This is a genomic window from Methanohalobium sp. (assembly GCF_018609725.1).
Taxonomy (GTDB): domain Archaea; phylum Halobacteriota; class Methanosarcinia; order Methanosarcinales; family Methanosarcinaceae; genus Methanohalobium.
The window spans coordinates 57,550-77,131 of record NZ_JAHENT010000045.1; the positions used below are offsets into that span (position 1 = coordinate 57,550).

Here is a 19,582-nt window from a genome sequence, read left to right on the forward strand (position 1 = left end):
AATTATAATTGAACTACAGCAATCAATTATTTAAAGTGATAATTGTTTATAAAAATAAATAACCAGAACGGTTATAAATGATTGTTTAAACAAATAGCAAACGTTATTTTTTACCTGATGCATGAGAAGCTATAAATTCACGCATCAATTTTGCACCAAGTATAGCGGTTTGACCTGTATCATAGTCCGGAACTATTTCCATTAAATCAAATCCAATTGACATTGGTGCCAGTGCATGTATAATATGCCTGACATCAAAAGGATCTAAGCCGAATGGTTCAGGAGTTCCGGTTGCAGGTGTATGGGTAGAATCAACTGCATCCATATCCAGTGAGAGATATATGGATTTACTATTTAGATATTCTACAATTTCAGATATTACAGTATATATTCCCTGTCTTCTTATATCTTCAGGAGTGTAGAATTTTATATTGTTATCCCTTGCAAATTCCCATTCTTCTCTGGTGCCACTGCGTACCCCAAGTAATACATAATTGCTGCTGATATCGTCTGTAATATGTCTGGAAACCGATGCATGACTGTGTTTTACACCATCAAACTCTTCACGAAGGTCAAAATGTGCATCCAGTACAACAACACCGAAATCATCACCTGCATTTTCTTTGCACGCTTTGACACACGGATAAGTCAGGGAATGCTCTCCACCGACCATCAACGGTATTTTATAATTCCTTAACAATGAATCCACTTCATTATAAAGTTCTCTGAGTGTATCATCAACTGATACAAAGGTTTCAAGATTTCCAGCATCATGGATATTTAAATCCACAAAATCAATATCAAAATAAGAATTATAGCTTTCAAAATTTGATGATGCTGTGCGAACGGAATCAGGTGCCCAGCGACTACCTGCACGATAAGATGAAGTTCCATCAAATGGAACTCCAAATATTACATATCTGGCAGATTCATAATCCGCCAGTGCATCCATTATACCCGGCTGGTAAAACATATACATTTATTTATTTTTTGTAAGTAGTTATGTTCTCATTTCTATCTTTTTATTACCCATCGCTGTAATATAGGTGATTTCTTCACCTTCTTTTACATTATCTTTATATTCTTCAGGAACAGGAAGTTCAAAAGTTGAATAATCATCCATATCCATTAATTGAGCAACGCTTCCATCAAAGGACAAAACCTGTGCACTTTTACGCTCTACAACCGGTGTATAAATTTTTGATGATACTGAGCTTACTATAGAGCGTTTTTGACCATCAAAAATCCCTATGGCATCAATTCTTGCTTTTGCAGACCCATGTTTACCGGGTTTTGATTTAGAAATGCTTTTTATTAGACAGGGTTCGTCGTCTATTACTACATATCTTCCTTCTTTGAGTTCTTTAACTGTTATCTGTTCTTTCATTTATATAATCCTCCTTGTAACAAATTAACTTTACAAATGTTTGTCGTGACCTACGCTTATAATGAAGCTATTCCATATATCAAGTTATCGAATAAGAACAAATCATGTTTGGTATTTGACCTTTATAAACCGATTCATCGTTATTTATTACAGATGTAATGCACAATTTAATACATATATTTTTATTTTAAAGATGATACATTTTAAACAACTGACCAATCAATACCAAGTTCATCCAGTTTATTAGATTCTGGAACACCTTTTTTATTCCATCCACGGAAATGATAATAATCTGAAACCGCCTTTTTAAATTCGTTTTTATCAATACCATCATCATCAAAAAAACGTTCAGGGAGTTTATCATCAGAGACTGTGAAACCTGACCTGTTATTGAATAGCCGTTCAAGGTTCCATGTACGCTCCCCTGAACGCAATAAATCCTCTGGTGTGTAGTAAACACCTGTGACAGAACTTAGCATCGATGCCATTATAGTTTCATCAAGTGCAAACATCGAATAATTACAAAGAGATAATGAATCGATTGCAGCTATAAGATTCTGGAAATACTGCAAAAGTCCGGCTTTACCACTAAAAGTCTGTCTGTCCAGAAGTTTTGGTTTGCCCAGTACCTCTGGAGCTATCATATAGGAATCTCTATAACATCCACCATGATTGGATGTAGCATATCCAAGAGCCTGTCCCTGTATTCCACGTGGGTCATATCCTGGTAATTCAAGGGATTTTACACTCATACTCAAATCATTACCTCTTGCATTCATGAAAGATGATGAACCGTTACAGAGTTTACTTTTACCTTCTCCTATATCCTCTATTATCTGTAAAAGGTTTTCAGAGCCAATATTCTTGGATGTCAGTTCCAGATATGATGCTATTGTAGAACCACATGATACAGAATCAATACTATAGTCTCTACAAAGGTCACAAGCTTTTATAATAGTGTCAAAATCATTGTTACCCACAGCAGGACCAAATGCCCATATGGTATCATAATCCGGTATTAGCCTGTTATCTTTTGTTTGGAATTTACACGCTATAGGACAACCCGAACAACCAGGTAGTTTTTCAGTGTCATAATTGTTTTTGATGTATTCTGCAGAAAGCAAATTTATACCGCCAAATGAAGAATATCTGAAATTATATGCTGGAAGTACATTCATATAATTCATAAGAGCCATAAAAGCAGATGTCCCATAGACTTTCAAACCCTTTGATACCAAAGGATTTGCATCAAGCAACTGTCCAGCATGGGTCACCGTTTTTCCAAATTCAGTTTCATCAAAGATGTATGGTTTATTGTTCCCTTTTACCACTATAGCTTTAAGGTTCTTAGAACCTGCTATTGCTCCAAGTCCCCCTCGCTCTGATGAATACAGATAGTCATTTACTATATTTGCCAGCAGTATCTGGTTTTCACCCGATTTGCCTATACATGCAACTTTTCCCCCATCATGCAGAATATCAGTTGTTTCAACTGTATTTTTGTTCCACAGGTGTGTGGCGGATTTTAATTCTACATAATTATCTTCGATTTGCAGGTAAACCGGTGATTTGGCTTTCCCTTTGATAACAAGCGCATCAATACCTGCACGTTTCAATTCTTTTCCAAAAAATCCGCCGGTTTCTGCACTAAAAATTGTATTTGTTAGAGGGGATTTGGATGTTATAGAACACATTCCAGTGAACGGGGTATCTGTTCCTGCAAGGGGTGATGTTGTTACAATAAGTGGATTATCGGGATTTAGTGGGTCTACACGAGGCGAACATAAATCACAAAGTATCCTGACACCAAGCCCGCGTCCTCCTATATAAGCACAGAGCTTTTTTTCATCAGTAGTGGTTTCTGTTACTGTACTGCTGCTGAGGTCAACTGTAATTGTCTTTCCCATCCATCCATACATATTGATTTATCCCGCATTTTATAACTGTAATAAACTATTATGAGTGAAATTTAAGATTAAAATTTTAAATTCTGGATAATAATAAATACACTATTAAATTTGAATGTTTCCAGATGGTTTATATAAAAATAGGTGCGAAGAGATATGGTTGCTGTCTATATACTGCTTGTAGGTGCTATCGTAGTTTTTGCAATGATTCTTCGTTCTGGTATGAAAGAAATAGGGATTCCGTCAATGATTGGTTTTTTTATGCTGGGTTTTTTGGTTCGTTTTATGGATAATCAGTGGAATCTGATTTCTGAACAGGGTTTCCAGATTTTTGATTTTCTGGCAGAACTTGGTATAATAGTTTTACTGTTTCGTGTGGGGCTTGAAAGCAAAGTCACCAAATTGATAAGATGGTTACCTACTGCAAGTAAAATCTGGATTGGTGGTGTATTTTTTAGTGGTTTGCTCGGTTTTTTAGCCTCTTACTATATACTGGGATGGGAACTTGTACAAAGTCTATTTGTTTCAGTGGCAATGACTGCAACAAGTGTAGGAGTTACGGTGAGCATATGGCAGGAAGCCAATCTATTATACACACATCATGGTGAAATATTACTGGATGTAGCAGAACTGGATGATATATCTGGTGTTATACTTATGGCTTTATTGTTTGCTGTCGCACCGGTCCTTAAAAGTGGAAATATTGCTGCAACTCTGCCCATATTGCCAGAAATACTTGGATTATTCATTCTGAAATTAATTGCATTTATTGCATTCTGTATTTTCTTTTCGCGCTATCTGGAAGCCCATATAACAGAATTTCTTGAAAGAATTCAGGTTGGAAATGGCACATTGCTGGTTATTCTGGGTATTGGTATGGTCGTTGCCGCTACTGCTGAAATGCTCGGTTTTTCAGTGGCAATAGGTGCTTTTTTTGCAGGTCTTATTTTCAGCCGAGATCCGGATTCAGTAAAATTTGACGGTTCATTCGAACCTTTATATGACCTGTTCATGCCTTTTTTCTTTGTCGGAATCGGATTAAAAATCAATCCAGAAATTATTACAGGTTCCCTTGTTCCAGTTGTTATACTGATTCTGGTAGCATTTGCAGGTAAATTAATAGGACATGGTAGTATTGCATATTTTGTTACCGGTTCATCGGGTGCACTCATATTCGGAACCAGTATGATACCAAGAGCAGAAATTGCTCTTATCATCATGCAGAAAGGATTATCCCTTGGTGACTGGGCAGTAACACCGCAAATATTTGCCAATATGGTTATAGTGTCGGCAGTAACTTCACTAACAATCCCCCTGATATTGCGTCCTGTGCTAAACCGACAATCTCAACAACTTACATAAATTGTTTACCGGTGTAGATAATATAAAAATAATCTTTTTCATACCAACCTATAAATATCATTATACTTACTTTTTTATTGGTTAAAACTAATAGGGGGAGACTTAAAAATATGGCAGATAAAACAAATAAAGTTCCAGAAAATATAGAAGGATCATACTATGTCGATGAAGATTGTACCGCATGCGGGCTTTGTGTCGATACAGATCCCGATCATTTTGCAATGAATGATGATGAATCCTACGCCTATGTATACAAACAGCCAGAAACCGATGACGAAATAGATGCCTGTGAGGAAGCACTGGAAGCATGTCCCGTTGAAGCTATCGGAAATGATGGTTAAATTTTCTAAGTTTTATTTTTTTTATAATTTTTTTCAATTTCTATAAGTTTTTTCTTCTCTTCAAGTTTTTGTGGGTTAAAACCGCCACCAAATCCTCCAAGACCACTTTTTGATACAACCCTGTGGCACGGAATTACTATAGGATAAGGATTTTTAGATAATGCATTCCCTACTGCCTGTGATGCCCCCGGTTTTTTTATCCTTTTAGCAAGTTCCGAGTAGGTAATCGTTTCTCCATAGGGTATTTTCCGGGTTTCATTGAGAACCATTTGTTCAAATTCTGTAAGATAAGATAAATCAAGTTCATATTCTGAAAAATCCCTTTTTCTGCCGCTTATGTATTTTAAAAAATCCTGGCAGAGTAAATCAATTCTTACCGAATTCATCTATATCCCAGTCATCAAAGACTTCTTTTTCAATGGATTCTCTTGTCTTTTTATGACGTTTCCAGCTTATTCCAAGAAATAAAAGAACCGCCATTACAGCTCCAGAAATAATAAAAAGGTACGGACGGGTTTTTTCAAGTAACAATGGATTAATGTTATCCCTCATTTCATATTCTGGATACATTATGTCATTTTTGTCGTCGCTGTGACCAAGGCCAAGTGCATGTCCAAACTCATGTTTGGCTATTGCATACATATTGGCATCCCCATATTGCTGCCATGAATACCCCTGATAATTCCCCACTTCAAGTACGATGTCAGCACGCACATATTTTCCATCCACAACATAGGGTCTGCAGTATCCTGCAACTCCGTCAGGTGCTTTTTCTACCTCTTCAAGATTTTCAACCCACCTTACGTTAATGTCGGCTTCTTCACTGGATTCTACAAATTTAAAAGCGGGGTCAAAATCCAAGTGACCGTTTCCGCCCTCATCCCAGTATTCTACTGCTTTTTCTATCTGCTTATAATATGTAGGGCTATAATGTTCAGGAACATTTTCATCATTAATATATACTGTTATAGGTGAGTGGTCCCAAGGGTTATCAGATATGCCGGGGCTGTTATCTCCACCAGCAGAAACTGGAAGTATGATAGTAAACAATATCAGAACCGTTGCCAGAATAAGTATTAACTTTTCCATATGTTGATATTCCTATATATTCACCTATACATAAATCAATTGGGAGTTTTTAAAAGGTATCCATGTACAAATTTTAGATTTCATGAACACAGGGAATATAATTTGAAAATTATTAATATCTACTTTATATATGATATAAAAACATAACCAATACCTAATTTTATGAACATAAATACAATTTTTATAAACATTAAATTTATCTATATGTACACGTATATAGATTAATGTATCAGCACTATACGATTAAAAAGTACCCAACTGGTACATCATCGTTAGTGTTGGATGGTCTATAGGTCTATAACTACTCGAACTTGGCTGAATTAGGAGCTAACAGTTTCCTAATTCATATCCCTTACTATTCTACTTCTGATGAGTTTTGTAGATTGATAATTTTATATAAATGGTAGAACGACAGGTTTTTTATTATAAACCATTTAAAAGTGATTCTATCCGTTTATCATGAAAAAAGAAAAAGCAGTAGTATTTGATAGTGCCGGTACACTTTTGCAGATGTACCGTGTCGGCAAAAACCCCGAATCAGGACAAATTTTTGATAATATTGAGAGCACTTCAGTGGTTGCAAAATATCCGAATAGGGCACTTGTTGTAATTAACACCGAATTACAAACAATTGCAGAAGCCAATTCAGAAACCAGACTAATTGATTTTATACATGAAAACAATGTTGATATGGACATAAGCTGTTCCAGCAGTCATTTTAAAAAAAATCAGGTATTTGACATAATCAAAAAAAATGACGTTATAGTAGGAGATATACACGACGTTATCTGTGCTGTTAGAAGGGGTTGCCCTCCTGACCTGTTTTATCTGGCAGCAGGTGTGATAATTGACGCTGGAATTGATACAGTACTTTGTGTTTTAAGTACAGGTGGATGGTTATATCCCAATACATCCATTACAATAAGAAAACTACAAGACATGAACATAGATGTCTATATTGCGTCAGGTGACAGTACAAAAAACCTGAAAAAACTTGCACAATCCATAAATGTTCCAATTGAGGGGGTTTTTGGTATTGCCAATGCCCATGATAAAGAAAGAATTATACATGATTTAAAAAACAAATACAATACTGTAGCTATGGTAGGTGATGGAATGAATGATATATTTGCACTAAAAGCTGCAGACATGGGCATCTTAACCGTTCAGCAGGGAGATAACCGATCTGACAAACTCCGAAATTCAGCAAATACAATTATAACTGACATTATAGAAGTAGTAGATGTTATAAATCAGATATAATAATAAACGGTTTCCTGATTTGGTTTTTAAAGTTAACAGCGATATACATATGCGATATGTTTATGTAGTGCTTGATATAATGGATGAATATAATTAATCAAAATATATGTGTTTGTACGTAGTGGATTATTCGTGGTTTTGTAACAAATAAGAATAACCAATATTAAAATCATTTATTTAACCGGTGGAGGAATAAAATGACATTATTCATCGAAATTAAAAATTTGACCGTGGAGTTTGACGGTACCAGAGTCCTGAAAAACATTAACCTGAATATCAATGAAGGAGAGGTCGTTGGTATACTGGGAAGAAGTGGTGCTGGTAAGACCGTGCTCATGCATGTTTTACGCGGTGTTGAAGAATACAAAAATGCTTCTGGAGAAGTTATTTACCACCTTGTAAGGTGCAGTAAATGTGGATATATTGAGCCACCGAGCAAAGTTGGTGAAGAATGTAAAGAATGTGGAGAGGAATTACAGTCATATGAAGTTGACCTCCTCAAACTCCCTTCCAATGACACAAACCGAAGAAACATTGTAAAACGCATTGCTATAATGCTTCAGCGTACTTTTGCACTTTATGGTGATGATAGGGTTATTGACAATGTCATAAGTTCACTCAAAGAAATAGGATACAAAGGGAAAGACGCACTGTCAAAAGCTATGGAACTTCTTGATGAAGTGGAAATGTCACACCGGATGATGCACGTAGCCCGTGATTTAAGTGGTGGAGAAAAACAGCGTGTCGTTCTTGCAAGACAGCTGGTTCGAAATCCCATGATGCTTATTGCTGATGAACCTACTGGTACACTTGACCCAAAAACTGCCAGAATAGTACATGATGTTATTTCAGATGCTGTTAATAGTTACAACATGACAATGACCATTACTTCACACTGGCCCGATGTAATAAAACAAATGGCTGATAAAGCAATTATTCTGGACAAAGGTGAAATTGTAAATGAAGGCAACCCCGGTGAAATGGCTGATGAATTTACAAATCTTGCCTGCAGTATAGAAAAAGAATGTAAAAGAGAAATAGGAGATAAAATTTTACAGGTTCAAAACCTGTCCAAAAAATATGTTTCTGTCACAAGAGGTGTGATTTATGCTGTAAATGATGTATCCTTTGATGTGTACGAAGGTGAAATTTTTGGCATAGCCGGTGTCAGTGGCGCTGGTAAAACTACAACCTCACAGATACTTATAGGAAATGTCCAGCCTACAAAAGGCAATATAGAAGTAAGAGTTGGTGATGATTGGGTCGATATGACCGTGCCGGGTGCGGAAAATAGAGGACATGCAACCCAGTACATGGGAATTCTTCATCAGGAATATGGATTATATACTAACAGGACCGTTATTGATAACCTTACCGAATCAATAGGAATCGACCTACCCTACGAACTTGCTGTTAAAAAAGCAATTAGTACACTAACAACCACTGGTTTTACTGAAGATGAAGCTAAATCCCTGTTGCATAAGATGGCTGAAGAGTTAAGTGAAGGTGAACGCCACAGAGTTGCACTTGCACAGGTGCTTATGAAAGAACCAAACATTGTCATAATGGACGAACCTACCGGTACAATGGACCCTGTGACCAAAAAAGATGTAACAAAGTCGATATTAAAAACAAGAGATGAAATGGGTGATACGTTCATAATTGTCTCACATGATATGGACTTTCTGGTTGATGTATGTGATAGAGTTGCTCTAATGCAGGAATCCAGAATAATGGACATCGGTGAACCCGAGAATGTACTGGCTCCATTACTTGAAGCCGAAAAGCAAATCTGATTTTTAAGGGAACTTTTTAAATCCGATGAGGTGGTGGTTGATGTTATAAAGAACAATAATTTTTTAGCCAATAACTGCTTTATGAGGGGACAGGAGGCTTTTGACACGGATAACGAAATAGAAGTTGAAGTTGATGGTCAAAAAATAACCTTATCAGAAGAATCAACACTTGAAGATGCCCTGAAAAAAGCCGATGTTACCTACAAAGAAGGAGCTTCAATTGGCATATTTGAAGAGAAAAAAAGTCAGGGTAGAGAGGAAACAAATAAATACAAAATAACGACATCCAAGGGTGAATTCCAGATAGAACTATATGATAATGAAACCGAATCAAAAAAACGCTGGATCGAGAACTATATAAATTTTGATAACTTAAAAGTTGGATGGGAAAATAATGACGCACTGGCATTTGGTTCATTCAAAAGTAATATCAGCCCTGTTTTTGATTCCTACAAGTTTGAAGAATTTGACGTAGTATTCGGCACAGGAGGATTTGACCCCGACAAATCATTTATAATTATAATTAAAGAACCTCACATAGCCAAATATGGTAACCCAGAAGATGGAAGTTTTGCTCATGTTATAAGTGGAAAGAAGATCGTTTCAAATCTGGAACAATCCGATACAATCAAAAATATAGAACCTGTTATAGAATGGGAAGAAACAGGAGAAGGCTACACTACAAATGACCTTTCTACCAAAGTTTCTGACGGAAACAAAATATATACTCATTTTGAAGTGGAAATTGATCCTGCCGCTCCTGAAGGTGCTGAAAGTTTTTTTGCACTTGTAAAAGATGGCACATTCAAAATCGATTTTGAAGCAAGTTCATTCATAGCGGATGACTCGCTGAAAGGCGAAATGTCAAAATATGAGAATTTTGAACCAAGACAAACTGGAGCAGTATCTATCAGAACTGCGGGTTATAATACCGGGCGTACATATATATCAAGAAAAGACCGGCCATCAAGTATTGCACATTCAGTTATTGGATATGTTACAAAAGGTATTGAATTGATAAAAATGGCTAAACAGGAAGATGTACTCTCGGTTGCTACAATACCAAACCAGATTATGTTGCTTGGGAAAAGTTTTAAAGAAGCCGAATCAAGGCTGGAAAACCTCGACATTAAACTTACAAGACAAAATCATACCGAAGATGATGCTGTTATCGTCAGCCAGAACCCTGAAAACACTATTGATATTTTCAATCAGGGTGAAGTCGAAGCTTATGGCGTTCCTGAATCACACCTTGTAAAAATCGAATTATTCAATGAATCAGCACCTAAAACAGTAGATTTTTTTAGACATGCTGCAAGGCTTCAATTTAAAAATGTAGGATATCTATCAGTGTATTTCACCTATGAAAATACCTATCTTTTCAAAGCTGAACTGGAAGCTGAAAAATATAAAGAAATAATGCCAGAAAATACTCCTGAAAATAAAGTTAATGCAGGAGATATCGGAATTACAAACCAAGCTGCGAAAAGAATGGGCTACATCGGTGTTAAAACTGAAGACGATGATATGTTCGGTCCTACAGGTGAGAAATTTTCCAGCACTAATATAATTGGAAGGGTTCTGGACATTGAAAAATTAAAAAACCTGAAAGATGGGGACATCATGTATATAATTGAATACTCTGTAAGGGGTTAAAATGCCAGAAAACAATACAGACAATAATAATCACCAGGATACTATCACAAAACTTGTAGTCATTGACTCTGACTGGGTGCTCCCCTCTGATGCTGCAATGAAAATATATGAATCCGAAACCGAGGTAACTGTCAAAGAAACCTGCTTTGGACTTATGGTTAATGGACCGACTGAAGCTGTTAACCGGGCTGTTGAAGATGTTGTTTCTATGGACAGAAACCATATTTTTGTTAAACAAAGAGGTTTTCCACCTGGTGATGAAAGAAGATGTCGTGCAGTGCGGGGTGGAGGTCCAAGACCCGGTTACTATTTCCTCAGAGAAGAGGTTAACATGTTGCCAACTATCGGGAAAGCGCTTGATGATTATGATAAAGGTGTTTCAGTTAAAGAAACTAAGAAATCCAAAAAACTGAAAACTTCCAAATTAAAAGACATTATTGAATCAAATGTAGAGGAGTGAAATTTTGGCTAAAGTATTCATCTATCCCACAAACAGCCTTATTCTGTATGACCTTGTAGAAAGATTTGGTCATGAACCCCTTGCCATGATGGGAAGAGTCCATGAAAAAATAACCACGCCAGGTATTGATTCTCCACCCATAAATATTAATCCAGAAGATCCAAAATACGGACTGAAGTATGCTGCGGTAGAAGTTCCCTCAGGTGTCAGAGGTAGACTGGCAATGGCGGGTCCCCTTATAGAGAAAGCAGAAGCTGCCATAATAGTAAATGATTCTGCAATAAGTTTTGGTTGTATGGGCTGTGCACGAACTAATGAAATGGTCAAATACATGGCAAGACAAAAAGACATCCCTATATTGGAACTTGAATACCCCAACACCGAGGAAGAAGGAAAGGAATTCGTTTACAAAATAGCCGATTTTTTAAAATCACTTCCCGGTGCTAAAGAAAATAACCGTGAGGGAGAAAACGAATGAGCAGAGATGAGGATGTGGAAGATAAGGTCACAATTGCTCTTATTGCATGCGGTCCCGAATATTCAGGAGTGCAATCCGAAATAGAATCCGCTGTTGAATCATTAAACGCCAAACTTGTATATCCTGAAATGGATGTTTCTGAGCTGGATACAATCGGAAGAGATTTCGGGTTGGAGGTAGCAAGTGCTGACCTGAAACTTTTAATGGCTCGTGCAAAAGCCATTGTAGAGGGTAGAGCCAAAGTTGATGCTGTTTTTGTTGCCTCCTGTTTTAGATGTGCTGAAGGTGCACTTGTCAGAAATGAAGTTAGAAGATATATTCATCAAAATACCAGCATCCCGGTTATCAGTTATTCATTCACTGAACGTACAACCGCATCAACACTGCTAACCCGTCTTGAAGCCCTGACAACTGTTGCAAGGAGAAGACATCTGCTTGCAAGAGAAAAACAAAAAGGTCTAACAGCCGGTATAGACTCTGGTTCAACAACTACAAAAGCTGTTGTTATGAGAGACAACCAGGTCATCGGACATGGATGGGTTCCGACTATAAAAGTCATTGAAAGCGCTGAAGAAGCATATAAAAAGGCTCTGGATGAAGCTGGTGTAAACAGAGAAGATATTCAGGCTATAGGAACTACCGGTTATGGTAGATTTCTAGTAGGGAAAAAATACGATGCCCAACTTAGCCAGGAAGAAATTACTGTTAATTCAAAAGGCGCAGTCTATCTTGCCAACAAACAGAAGGGAAGTGCAACTGTTATCGACATTGGTGGGATGGATAACAAAGCTATAACTGTTGAAGACGGTATTCCGGGTATGTTTAGTATGGGTGGTGTCTGTGCCGGTGCATCAGGCCGTTTTCTTGAAATGACCGCTAAAAGGCTTGGTGTTGATATTACTGAACTTGGGTCGCTTGCCGTAAAAGGTATAGAGAACAATATAGAGATGAACAGTTACTGTATTGTTTTTGGTATCCAGTCTCTTGTAAATTCACTTGCTAAAGGTGCATCCCCTGAAGATGTTGCTGCGGCCGCATGTTACAGTGTCATAGAACAGATATTCGAGCAACAATTACAGGAAGTTGACATTAGAGAACCGGTTATACTGGTTGGTGGGTCGTCACTTATTGATGGTATACCAAGGACTCTGGAGAAATTCCTTAAAGTAGAGGTGATTGTACCTCCTGATTCTCAATATATCGGAGCTGTAGGTGCTTCAATGCTTTCATCCGGTTATATAAAGGAGGAGTGAGATGGAACCTCTTGAAACATTTTTAGTGGAAGCCCCCCTACAGTCCGAGTCTGAACAGTACAGACAAATCCTGAAAGATGTTATATCGGACATGGTGCTTGCCCAGTCCATCGGAAGGATTAAAGTCGTCATAAGACCCGAAGAATCACTTTTTCAGATGGCAATGGTTTTAAGAGGAGGACTTTCTCCTGTAAAAACAAGTGATTTTGCAGATGTTAATGTTGGCGAATTCGGAAAAAATGAAGTGGTCATCAAAATAAATAATGAAAAATATCTATCCCAATTGCTCAAGATACTCTGGGATAAATATGGACGTTTGAATGTAAGACAACCAGAACGTAAAACCGTAGCTGTCAAAACTGAAAACCCCATGGATAAAATATCAAATATTGAAAATATTATTGTTGATGACCCGAGAAACACTCTTAAAAAAAGGGTTGTGGACATGGCTGTAAGAGTCGCACCTGAAGGTTTCAGGGTGAGATATCATTCCCTTAAAGGTGATAATTTTATTTTTGTAGCATCCGAAGATGCAATGAAACAGGAATGGATTGAAGAGGCTCATCAGATGCTGGATGAGCTTACAGACAAGGAGGATTAATAAATGGGTGTTGTTCTTGAACCCTATATATATGAAGGCGGAATGTACAAACATGGATTAATTCTGGAACTTCTGGAAGACCTTGGAGGATATCTGGTTCAGAAAACACCTGCCGGATCAGAAGTTACACTGGTTATGCTTATTCCAAAAGAGGATGTCCATCTTGTGCAGGACCTTGCCAAAAAATTACTCGGTACACTAACCAAAGCTCCGCTTACAGGTACTGAAATCGCTGTTGTGTCACCTACTCTTGCATCTCATCATCTCCCCCATTCAGCATGTGATGTCGCAGAATATCTTCGGCGAGGGGGTTCAAATACCAATATGATAGGACTTGCCAGAGGTATGGGGAGAAAGGTTTCATTATCTGAAGATTATGAAAGAAAACTTATCAATGAACATGATGTTGCTGTATTTTCATTCGGGGTTTTTAGTGACTGTATAATTAATAAAAAGCCAAAACTATTCAAAGGTATAAAAGTACCAATTGTAGCAACAGGAGGTCCTGAACTCAATACTGAAGATGTCCCCGGTGCTGACATGTATGTGGGAGGTATTGGAAGGATAGCCCACCGCATGCGAAAAGAAGGAGAACTTAATTCACTGGATGTTTTGAACGAAAAAGTAGGAGAAATGATTGAGAATAAACGCGAAAAACTTGCAAAAGATCCATTGGCAGTAATTCCAGCACGTGTAATGCAGGAAATAGAAAGGCAGATTTCAGATATCCAGAATGTACTATCTCCTGCACCTATAACTCTACAACTGGATGGGCTCAGAATAAAACTACCATATGAGGATTATCATAAAAATATAGAAAACCTTGAATTTGATGAGGGAGTCGTCCTTTCAGAAATAGCCGATGTAATGCCTTCAAAGATGAAAAACTATATACTGGTGAAAATAAAACCAGAGTCGGAAGTAGGATACTCTATATAATTTTATTTTTATGGGTATTTATATATTAATTGACCCGTCTCAACAATTTCTTTACTGGAGATTGAATTATGGAATTTGAAAAAATAAAAGAGGTTTTGGATAAAGAACCAGATGATGCTGTATCCGAACTCTTGGACGATATCAAAGAACATTATGGAGAAGTACCCTATATACTGGATTTCATGAAAGATATGCCTGAACTATTTGTCCCAAAAGTGATGTATGACAACTCCATAATGAGAGAGTTCAAACGGATGGACCCTGAAACAGTTGAATTGATATCCATAGGTGTATCATCAGCTCTAAGATGTGAACACTGTATGAAGATGCATATAAGAGTTGCAAAGCGGCTGGGTCTGTCAAAAGAAGAAATCTTTGATGCTATTATGATTGGTGGTACACTATCCAATGCATCTGTACTTGCTGAAGGTACCCGAGCACTTGATTCAGAACTTGGTGAAGATGATAAAGACAAACAAGAAACCGGATGCCAAAAAGGAGATGTTTGCGATTTAACCGGTAATAACGATGATAATTCAAAAGATCGGTACTCCTGATAATAGCACACCTACAAAATAACCTAGAATTACACCACTATTTAGAAAAGGCAAACCTGCCTGAGGTTTCCCTTTCATAATAAAAACCGACAGTGCAAAGAATCCGATGACTGTACCTATCACTCCGCCAAGTGCAGGATAAGATATTATTCCTGAATGTTCAATAAATACATTAGCAGAAACCACAAGTATTGTCGGCATTACCGCATCTCCAAGACCCATGAAAAATGCATCACGTTCTTTATCATCGTTATTGAAACTTTCTTCTCTGAAAGAATAATCAAGCCTTTTAGGAATTACAAACAAGATAGGTAATTTTAAATCCATTACTCCTTCTGCCAGAGAAACCATATGCTTGGTTTTATACACCGAAATTGCATCGTATACAGCAAGTATTACCAGTAATATAATTGCAGGCATTATAGCAAGAGATATTCCAAATATAGAACTGGCCGCAGCCCCGATAATAATACCCACTATGTCTATAATATACCACTCAGGGAATTTATAAAGTATTCCTGTCATTCCGATCGCAGATATTAATGATACAGACATTCCAAGAGTTGGAGCTATATTAAACATTGACGTAAACGCAAAAAGACCGTAATAAAGTGTTGATGCCACAGCAAAAAGGATAAAAAGCTGTATTATCCATTGCTGGTCTCTTTTTATCGCCAGAAGAAGAATCAAAGTAAAGACTATAATAATTCCGATATAATAAAAGGAGTTGAAAGCGGATTCCGGATTTTCAAAAGCACGCATATTATTAACTTCCATAGGCATAGCCAATGTCAGTGCCAGAATCTGTACAAGTAACAATATACCAGCCATTATAAGTAGTGGTGAATACTCTTTAAACTTGGAATCTTTAGAACTCAAATAACTTCAACCCTTTGTAATTTTATGAAGTAAATAAGCTGATTTCCCAAGAGTATTTGCCCCATATTTAATACTATGCCTGGGTTACATAACAGAAATTATATAAATTATCTACTCAATAGTTTTTAAAACAGAAATAAATAACTGACTTAGGTTAAAAGAGTGAAAAACAATGGAAACACGGGATATAGTCTTTTCAGTTATTATGGTAATATCCGCCTTCATACTGACATATCAGTGGCTTGGAAGGTTTGGTGAAAGTTCAAAGAACCCCCTGATAATATTTGCAGCCATCGTAATGGTCGGTTCACTGGCTGTACTGATACTATCCATAATAACCCGGCTTCGAAATATTGAGCAGATGATGGAAGCAAAGGAGCGTTCATTGCGTATAAACATACAGAGTGTAGAAGACAATCTGGACAAGAGGATTGGTGATGTTCAAAACTCTGTAAACAACGCTATGGATGAGCTTAATCGGAAAAAGTATCGCTAAATGACCCAGAAATCATATCTTCCACATTTTTCATAGTATTTCTGGCATCTTCTACACCTGATGTCCTCCTGATATCTATTTTACCGCTTTTATAAAGTATAATGGTCTTGTCCATAAAATCAAACCTTGCCACCCCTAGTTTTTCAGAACAGCTCAACTGTGATATTGAGCCCGAGTTAAGGTATTGCTGTAATATCTGGCATAAAATATCCATTGATATATTTTTGCCAAATCTTGATTGGGCTATATATTTGCTGGGGTCATCAACACACGGCTGGGTCAGGTCAACGCTGTAATCAGATGTTTCTACACTCATATATCACTGATTGATTGAGTTTCTAATAGATAGTTATTGTTACATGTTAATCAATAATTAAATAAAAAGAGATTCAATAAAGGTAAATCATGGGCGTTGATATAGGAGATCTTTTACACAAAAAAGAGGTTGAAATACCCAACCTTTCAAACAAAACTGTTGCAATAGACGCATACAATACTCTGTATCAGTTTCTAAGTATTATACGGCAGCGTGATGGCACTCCACTGCAGGATTCAAAAGGTAGAACGACATCTCACTTATCAGGTATTTTGTACCGAATTACAAATTTGGTAGAAGAAGATATCAAACCTGTTTTTGTTTTTGACGGAAAACCTCCTGATTTTAAAACAGAAACTCTTGAAAAGCGTAAGCAATCACGCGAAAACGCAAACCAGAAATGGAATGAGGCAAAGAAGAAAGGACTGACAGAAGAAGCCTATAAATATGCACAGGGTTCTGCCAGAATAGATGATCAAATCCTTGATGATGCTAAATATCTGCTTGACTCTATGGGTATTCCGTACCTTCAATCTCCTTCTGAAGGTGAAGCACAGGCGGCTCACATGGTTCAAAAAGGTGATGCGGATTATGTGGGGTCTCAAGACTATGATGCGCTTCTATTCGGTGCTCCCCATGTTATCAGAAACCTTACAATAACAGGAAAACGGAAAATTCCCGGTAAAAATACATACATTGAATTAAAACCCGAAACTATTGACATGGAAGAAAATCTGGAATCTTTGGGGGTTACACATTCCAAACTTATTGACATTGCCCTATGTGTAGGTACAGATTACAATAAAGGTCTGGAAAAAATCGGTCCGAAAAGAGCTCTTAAACTGGTAAAAGCACACGATGATATTAAATCAATACTTAATGAAACCGGGCAAAAGATAGAGAATGTTGATAAGATTAAAGATTTTTTTATGAACCCAGAGGTCACCGATGATTACCAGCTTAAGTGGAATAGACCGGACAAAGATAAAATAATACAGTTCCTTTGTGAAGAACATGATTTTTCAGAAGAACGTGTGGCAAAAGCATGCGACCGTCTTGATTCGAAACTTGGTTCTCATCAGAAGACACTTGATCAGTGGTTTTGATTAATTTAGTAGGGGTTAATCCCTGCACTTGGTTAGCAGGGATTCACCTGTCATTTCTCTGGGTTTTTTAATACCCAGAAGTTCCAGTATTGTAGGTGCTATATCACACAGACAACCACCAGAAAGTTCACAATCACTATTATCATCAATGTATATGCACTGAACAGGATTGGAAGTATGTGCAGTATGTATTTTGGAGCCATCGTCATACTCCTGCATCTGCTCAGCATTACCGTGGTCTCCGGTTATAAAAGCTCTTCCGCCTGAATGTTTGAGGGTTTCGATTACTCTACCCACACAATCATCAACCGCTTCTACAGCAATTACAGTTGCATCAAAATCACCTGTATGACCTACCATATCCATGTTTGCATAATTTACTATAAGCACATCATAATCACCCGAATTTATTCTTTGAACAAGGTCGTCTGTGACCTCATAAGCACTCATTTCCGGTTTTAGATCATAGGTTGCTACTTTTGGTGAAGAAATGAGGCACCGATGTTCCCCTTCAAACTGAGTTTCAATACCTCCGTTTAAAAAGAATGTGACATGTGCATATTTTTCGGTTTCTGCTGTTCGAAGCTGAGTTAAATTGTTTTCACTTAAAACCTTGCCAAGTGTATTTTCAATGGTTTCTGGTGGATAGGCTATAGGAACATCAAGAGTCTTGTCATACTCTGTCATGCATACAAAATATATATCTGGATGTTTCTGTCTCTCAAACCCATCAAAATCATCCTGTACAAACGAATATGTTAACTGTCTGGCACGGTCAGGTCTGAAATTGAAAAATATTACTGAATCGTTATCATCGATAGTAACTGTAGGGTTTCCGTTATCATCGGTTATAACTGTCGGTTTAACGAATTCATCGGTTTCTCCTCTATCATAACTTTCCCTGACAGCAGTAACAGCATCTTTTGCATAAAGTCCATCACCCATTGTAAGTGCATCATAGGCAAGCTTTGTACGGTCCCATCTTTTATCCCTGTCCATTGCATAGTATCGACCTAAAACCGTTGCAATTTTGGCATTACCCTTCTCCTGTAAAAATGGCTCGTTCTTTCGGATATCATCAAGACCCGCGTATGGAGATACATCACGACCGTCCAGAAACGCATGAATGTAGATTTCATCAACACCTTTATCCGCACACATTTTTACAAGTGCATGGACATGATCCATATGACTGTGAACTCCACCATAGGAAAACAAACCCATCAGATGGATTTTAGAATTGTTCTGTTTGACATTTTCTATTGCATCTGTTAATACTTTGTTTTCATAAATTTCAGAAATCTCAATTGATTTGTTAATCCTTGTAAAATCCTGATATACCACTCTCCCAGCTCCGATGTTGAGATGACCTACTTCCGAATTTCCCATCTGACCTTCCGGCAACCCCACTGCCTCACCAGATGCCTGTAAAATAGTTGAGGGATGATTATTCAGTAAATTGTCAAGGTTGGGAGTTTTTGCTGCAAATACAGCATTACCTTCTTTTCTGGGAAGATATCCCCATCCATCCAGTATCATCAACAAAACCGGATGTTTACCACTGATTTTTGTTCCTTTATCCTCTGTCATATAACACTGATTGTTTTGATTGGTCTTAAATGCGTTGTTTTTAACGGCTTTAAAAATGTACAATAAACAGGCAACAATGTCGGTTTTTGATGGATAAATCTAAATA

21 protein-coding genes are annotated in these 19,582 nt (G+C 37.3%); 13 read left to right on the forward strand and 8 right to left on the reverse strand.

From position 1 onward, the window contains the following. Positions 1 to 103: 103 nt before the first annotated feature. The 3 genes from speB to QZ276_RS02710 form a co-directional block, all read right to left on the reverse strand. Entirely contained in the window at positions 104 to 973 is an 870-nt protein-coding gene (gene speB / locus QZ276_RS02700) for an agmatinase (protein WP_292485116.1), read from the reverse strand. Positions 974 to 1,000: 27 nt separating this feature from the next. Further along, positions 1,001 to 1,387: a translation initiation factor IF-5A gene (locus tag QZ276_RS02705; protein WP_292485048.1), complete on the reverse strand. Its 387-nt coding sequence runs from the start codon at positions 1,385 to 1,387 to the stop codon at positions 1,001 to 1,003. A 203-nt stretch (positions 1,388 to 1,590) separates the two neighbouring features. Then, the gene (locus tag QZ276_RS02710; RefSeq protein WP_292485050.1) at positions 1,591 to 3,294 is read right to left on the reverse strand and encodes an aldehyde ferredoxin oxidoreductase family protein; all 1,704 of its coding nucleotides are present in this window, start codon (positions 3,292 to 3,294) and stop codon (positions 1,591 to 1,593) included. A 156-nt stretch (positions 3,295 to 3,450) separates the two neighbouring features. Between QZ276_RS02710 and QZ276_RS02715 the strand changes: the two genes are divergently transcribed. Next, a complete protein-coding gene (locus QZ276_RS02715) occupies positions 3,451 to 4,656 on the forward strand; it encodes a cation:proton antiporter (protein WP_292485052.1) in 1,206 nt (401 codons plus the stop codon). 110 nt (positions 4,657 to 4,766) lie between these two features. Then, positions 4,767 to 4,997 carry a ferredoxin gene (locus tag QZ276_RS02720; protein ID WP_292485053.1) on the forward strand — a complete coding sequence of 77 codons (231 nt, stop codon included), beginning with the start codon at positions 4,767 to 4,769 and terminating at the stop codon, positions 4,995 to 4,997. Positions 4,998 to 5,002: 5 nt separating this feature from the next. Here the strand turns inward: QZ276_RS02720 and QZ276_RS02725 are convergent, their stop codons facing one another. Then, positions 5,003 to 5,383: a methylated-DNA--[protein]-cysteine S-methyltransferase gene (locus tag QZ276_RS02725; protein WP_292485055.1), complete on the reverse strand. Its 381-nt coding sequence runs from the start codon at positions 5,381 to 5,383 to the stop codon at positions 5,003 to 5,005. Beyond that, the gene (locus tag QZ276_RS02730; RefSeq protein WP_292485057.1) at positions 5,364 to 6,086 is read right to left on the reverse strand and encodes a matrixin family metalloprotease; all 723 of its coding nucleotides are present in this window, start codon (positions 6,084 to 6,086) and stop codon (positions 5,364 to 5,366) included. The genes QZ276_RS02725 and QZ276_RS02730 overlap by 20 nt, the downstream gene beginning before the upstream one ends. 459 nt (positions 6,087 to 6,545) lie before the next feature. On the opposite strand from QZ276_RS02730, the gene QZ276_RS02735 reads away from it, so the two are divergent. From QZ276_RS02735 to QZ276_RS02775, 9 genes are all read left to right on the forward strand, one after another. Next, positions 6,546 to 7,349: an HAD family hydrolase gene (locus QZ276_RS02735; protein ID WP_292485059.1), complete on the forward strand. Its 804-nt coding sequence runs from the start codon at positions 6,546 to 6,548 to the stop codon at positions 7,347 to 7,349. Positions 7,350 to 7,546: 197 nt separating this feature from the next. Continuing rightward, positions 7,547 to 9,145 carry a methyl coenzyme M reductase system, component A2 gene (atwA, locus tag QZ276_RS02740; protein WP_292485061.1) on the forward strand — a complete coding sequence of 533 codons (1,599 nt, stop codon included), beginning with the start codon at positions 7,547 to 7,549 and terminating at the stop codon, positions 9,143 to 9,145. An 81-nt stretch (positions 9,146 to 9,226) separates the two neighbouring features. Continuing rightward, positions 9,227 to 10,801 (forward strand): methanogenesis marker 3 protein, encoded by a 1,575-nt coding sequence (locus QZ276_RS02745; protein WP_292485063.1) that lies wholly within the window; start codon positions 9,227 to 9,229, stop codon positions 10,799 to 10,801. A gap of 1 nt (position 10,802) precedes the next feature. Beyond that, positions 10,803 to 11,261 carry a methanogenesis marker 6 protein gene (locus QZ276_RS02750; protein WP_292485066.1) on the forward strand — a complete coding sequence of 153 codons (459 nt, stop codon included), beginning with the start codon at positions 10,803 to 10,805 and terminating at the stop codon, positions 11,259 to 11,261. Positions 11,262 to 11,265: 4 nt separating this feature from the next. Continuing rightward, the gene (locus QZ276_RS02755; protein ID WP_292485068.1) at positions 11,266 to 11,739 is read left to right on the forward strand and encodes a methanogenesis marker 5 protein; all 474 of its coding nucleotides are present in this window, start codon (positions 11,266 to 11,268) and stop codon (positions 11,737 to 11,739) included. Continuing rightward, entirely contained in the window at positions 11,736 to 12,992 is a 1,257-nt protein-coding gene (locus QZ276_RS02760) for a methanogenesis marker 15 protein (RefSeq protein WP_292485070.1), read from the forward strand. Before QZ276_RS02755 ends, QZ276_RS02760 begins: the two co-directional genes overlap by 4 nt. A 1-nt stretch (position 12,993) precedes the next feature. After that, on the forward strand, positions 12,994 to 13,593 hold the full coding sequence (locus QZ276_RS02765; protein ID WP_292485072.1) for a methanogenesis marker 17 protein: 600 nt from the start codon (positions 12,994 to 12,996) through the stop codon (positions 13,591 to 13,593). Between the two features lie 3 nt (positions 13,594 to 13,596). Then, positions 13,597 to 14,532 carry a methanogenesis marker 7 protein gene (locus tag QZ276_RS02770; RefSeq protein ID WP_292485073.1) on the forward strand — a complete coding sequence of 312 codons (936 nt, stop codon included), beginning with the start codon at positions 13,597 to 13,599 and terminating at the stop codon, positions 14,530 to 14,532. Positions 14,533 to 14,600: 68 nt separating this feature from the next. Then, positions 14,601 to 15,089 carry a carboxymuconolactone decarboxylase family protein gene (locus QZ276_RS02775; RefSeq protein WP_292485075.1) on the forward strand — a complete coding sequence of 163 codons (489 nt, stop codon included), beginning with the start codon at positions 14,601 to 14,603 and terminating at the stop codon, positions 15,087 to 15,089. Here the strand turns inward: QZ276_RS02775 and QZ276_RS02780 are convergent. Continuing rightward, positions 15,069 to 15,968: a presenilin family intramembrane aspartyl protease PSH gene (locus tag QZ276_RS02780; RefSeq protein ID WP_292485077.1), complete on the reverse strand. Its 900-nt coding sequence runs from the start codon at positions 15,966 to 15,968 to the stop codon at positions 15,069 to 15,071. The genes QZ276_RS02775 and QZ276_RS02780 overlap by 21 nt on opposite strands. 172 nt (positions 15,969 to 16,140) lie before the next feature. Between QZ276_RS02780 and QZ276_RS02785 the strand changes: the two genes are divergently transcribed. After that, on the forward strand, positions 16,141 to 16,464 hold the full coding sequence (locus tag QZ276_RS02785) for a hypothetical protein (protein ID WP_292485078.1): 324 nt from the start codon (positions 16,141 to 16,143) through the stop codon (positions 16,462 to 16,464). Here QZ276_RS02785 and QZ276_RS02790 read toward each other — a convergent pair. Further along, entirely contained in the window at positions 16,442 to 16,780 is a 339-nt protein-coding gene (locus QZ276_RS02790; RefSeq protein WP_292485080.1) for a hypothetical protein, read from the reverse strand. The genes QZ276_RS02785 and QZ276_RS02790 overlap by 23 nt on opposite strands. Before the next feature lie 89 nt (positions 16,781 to 16,869). On the opposite strand from QZ276_RS02790, the gene fen reads away from it, so the two are divergent. Further along, positions 16,870 to 17,886 (forward strand): flap endonuclease-1, encoded by a 1,017-nt coding sequence (gene fen, locus QZ276_RS02795; protein ID WP_292485081.1) that lies wholly within the window; start codon positions 16,870 to 16,872, stop codon positions 17,884 to 17,886. 15 nt (positions 17,887 to 17,901) lie between these two features. Here fen and gpmI read toward each other — a convergent pair whose 3' ends face one another. Beyond that, positions 17,902 to 19,476 carry a 2,3-bisphosphoglycerate-independent phosphoglycerate mutase gene (gene gpmI / locus QZ276_RS02800; protein ID WP_292485083.1) on the reverse strand — a complete coding sequence of 525 codons (1,575 nt, stop codon included), beginning with the start codon at positions 19,474 to 19,476 and terminating at the stop codon, positions 17,902 to 17,904. Between the last annotated feature and the right edge of the window lie 106 nt (positions 19,477 to 19,582).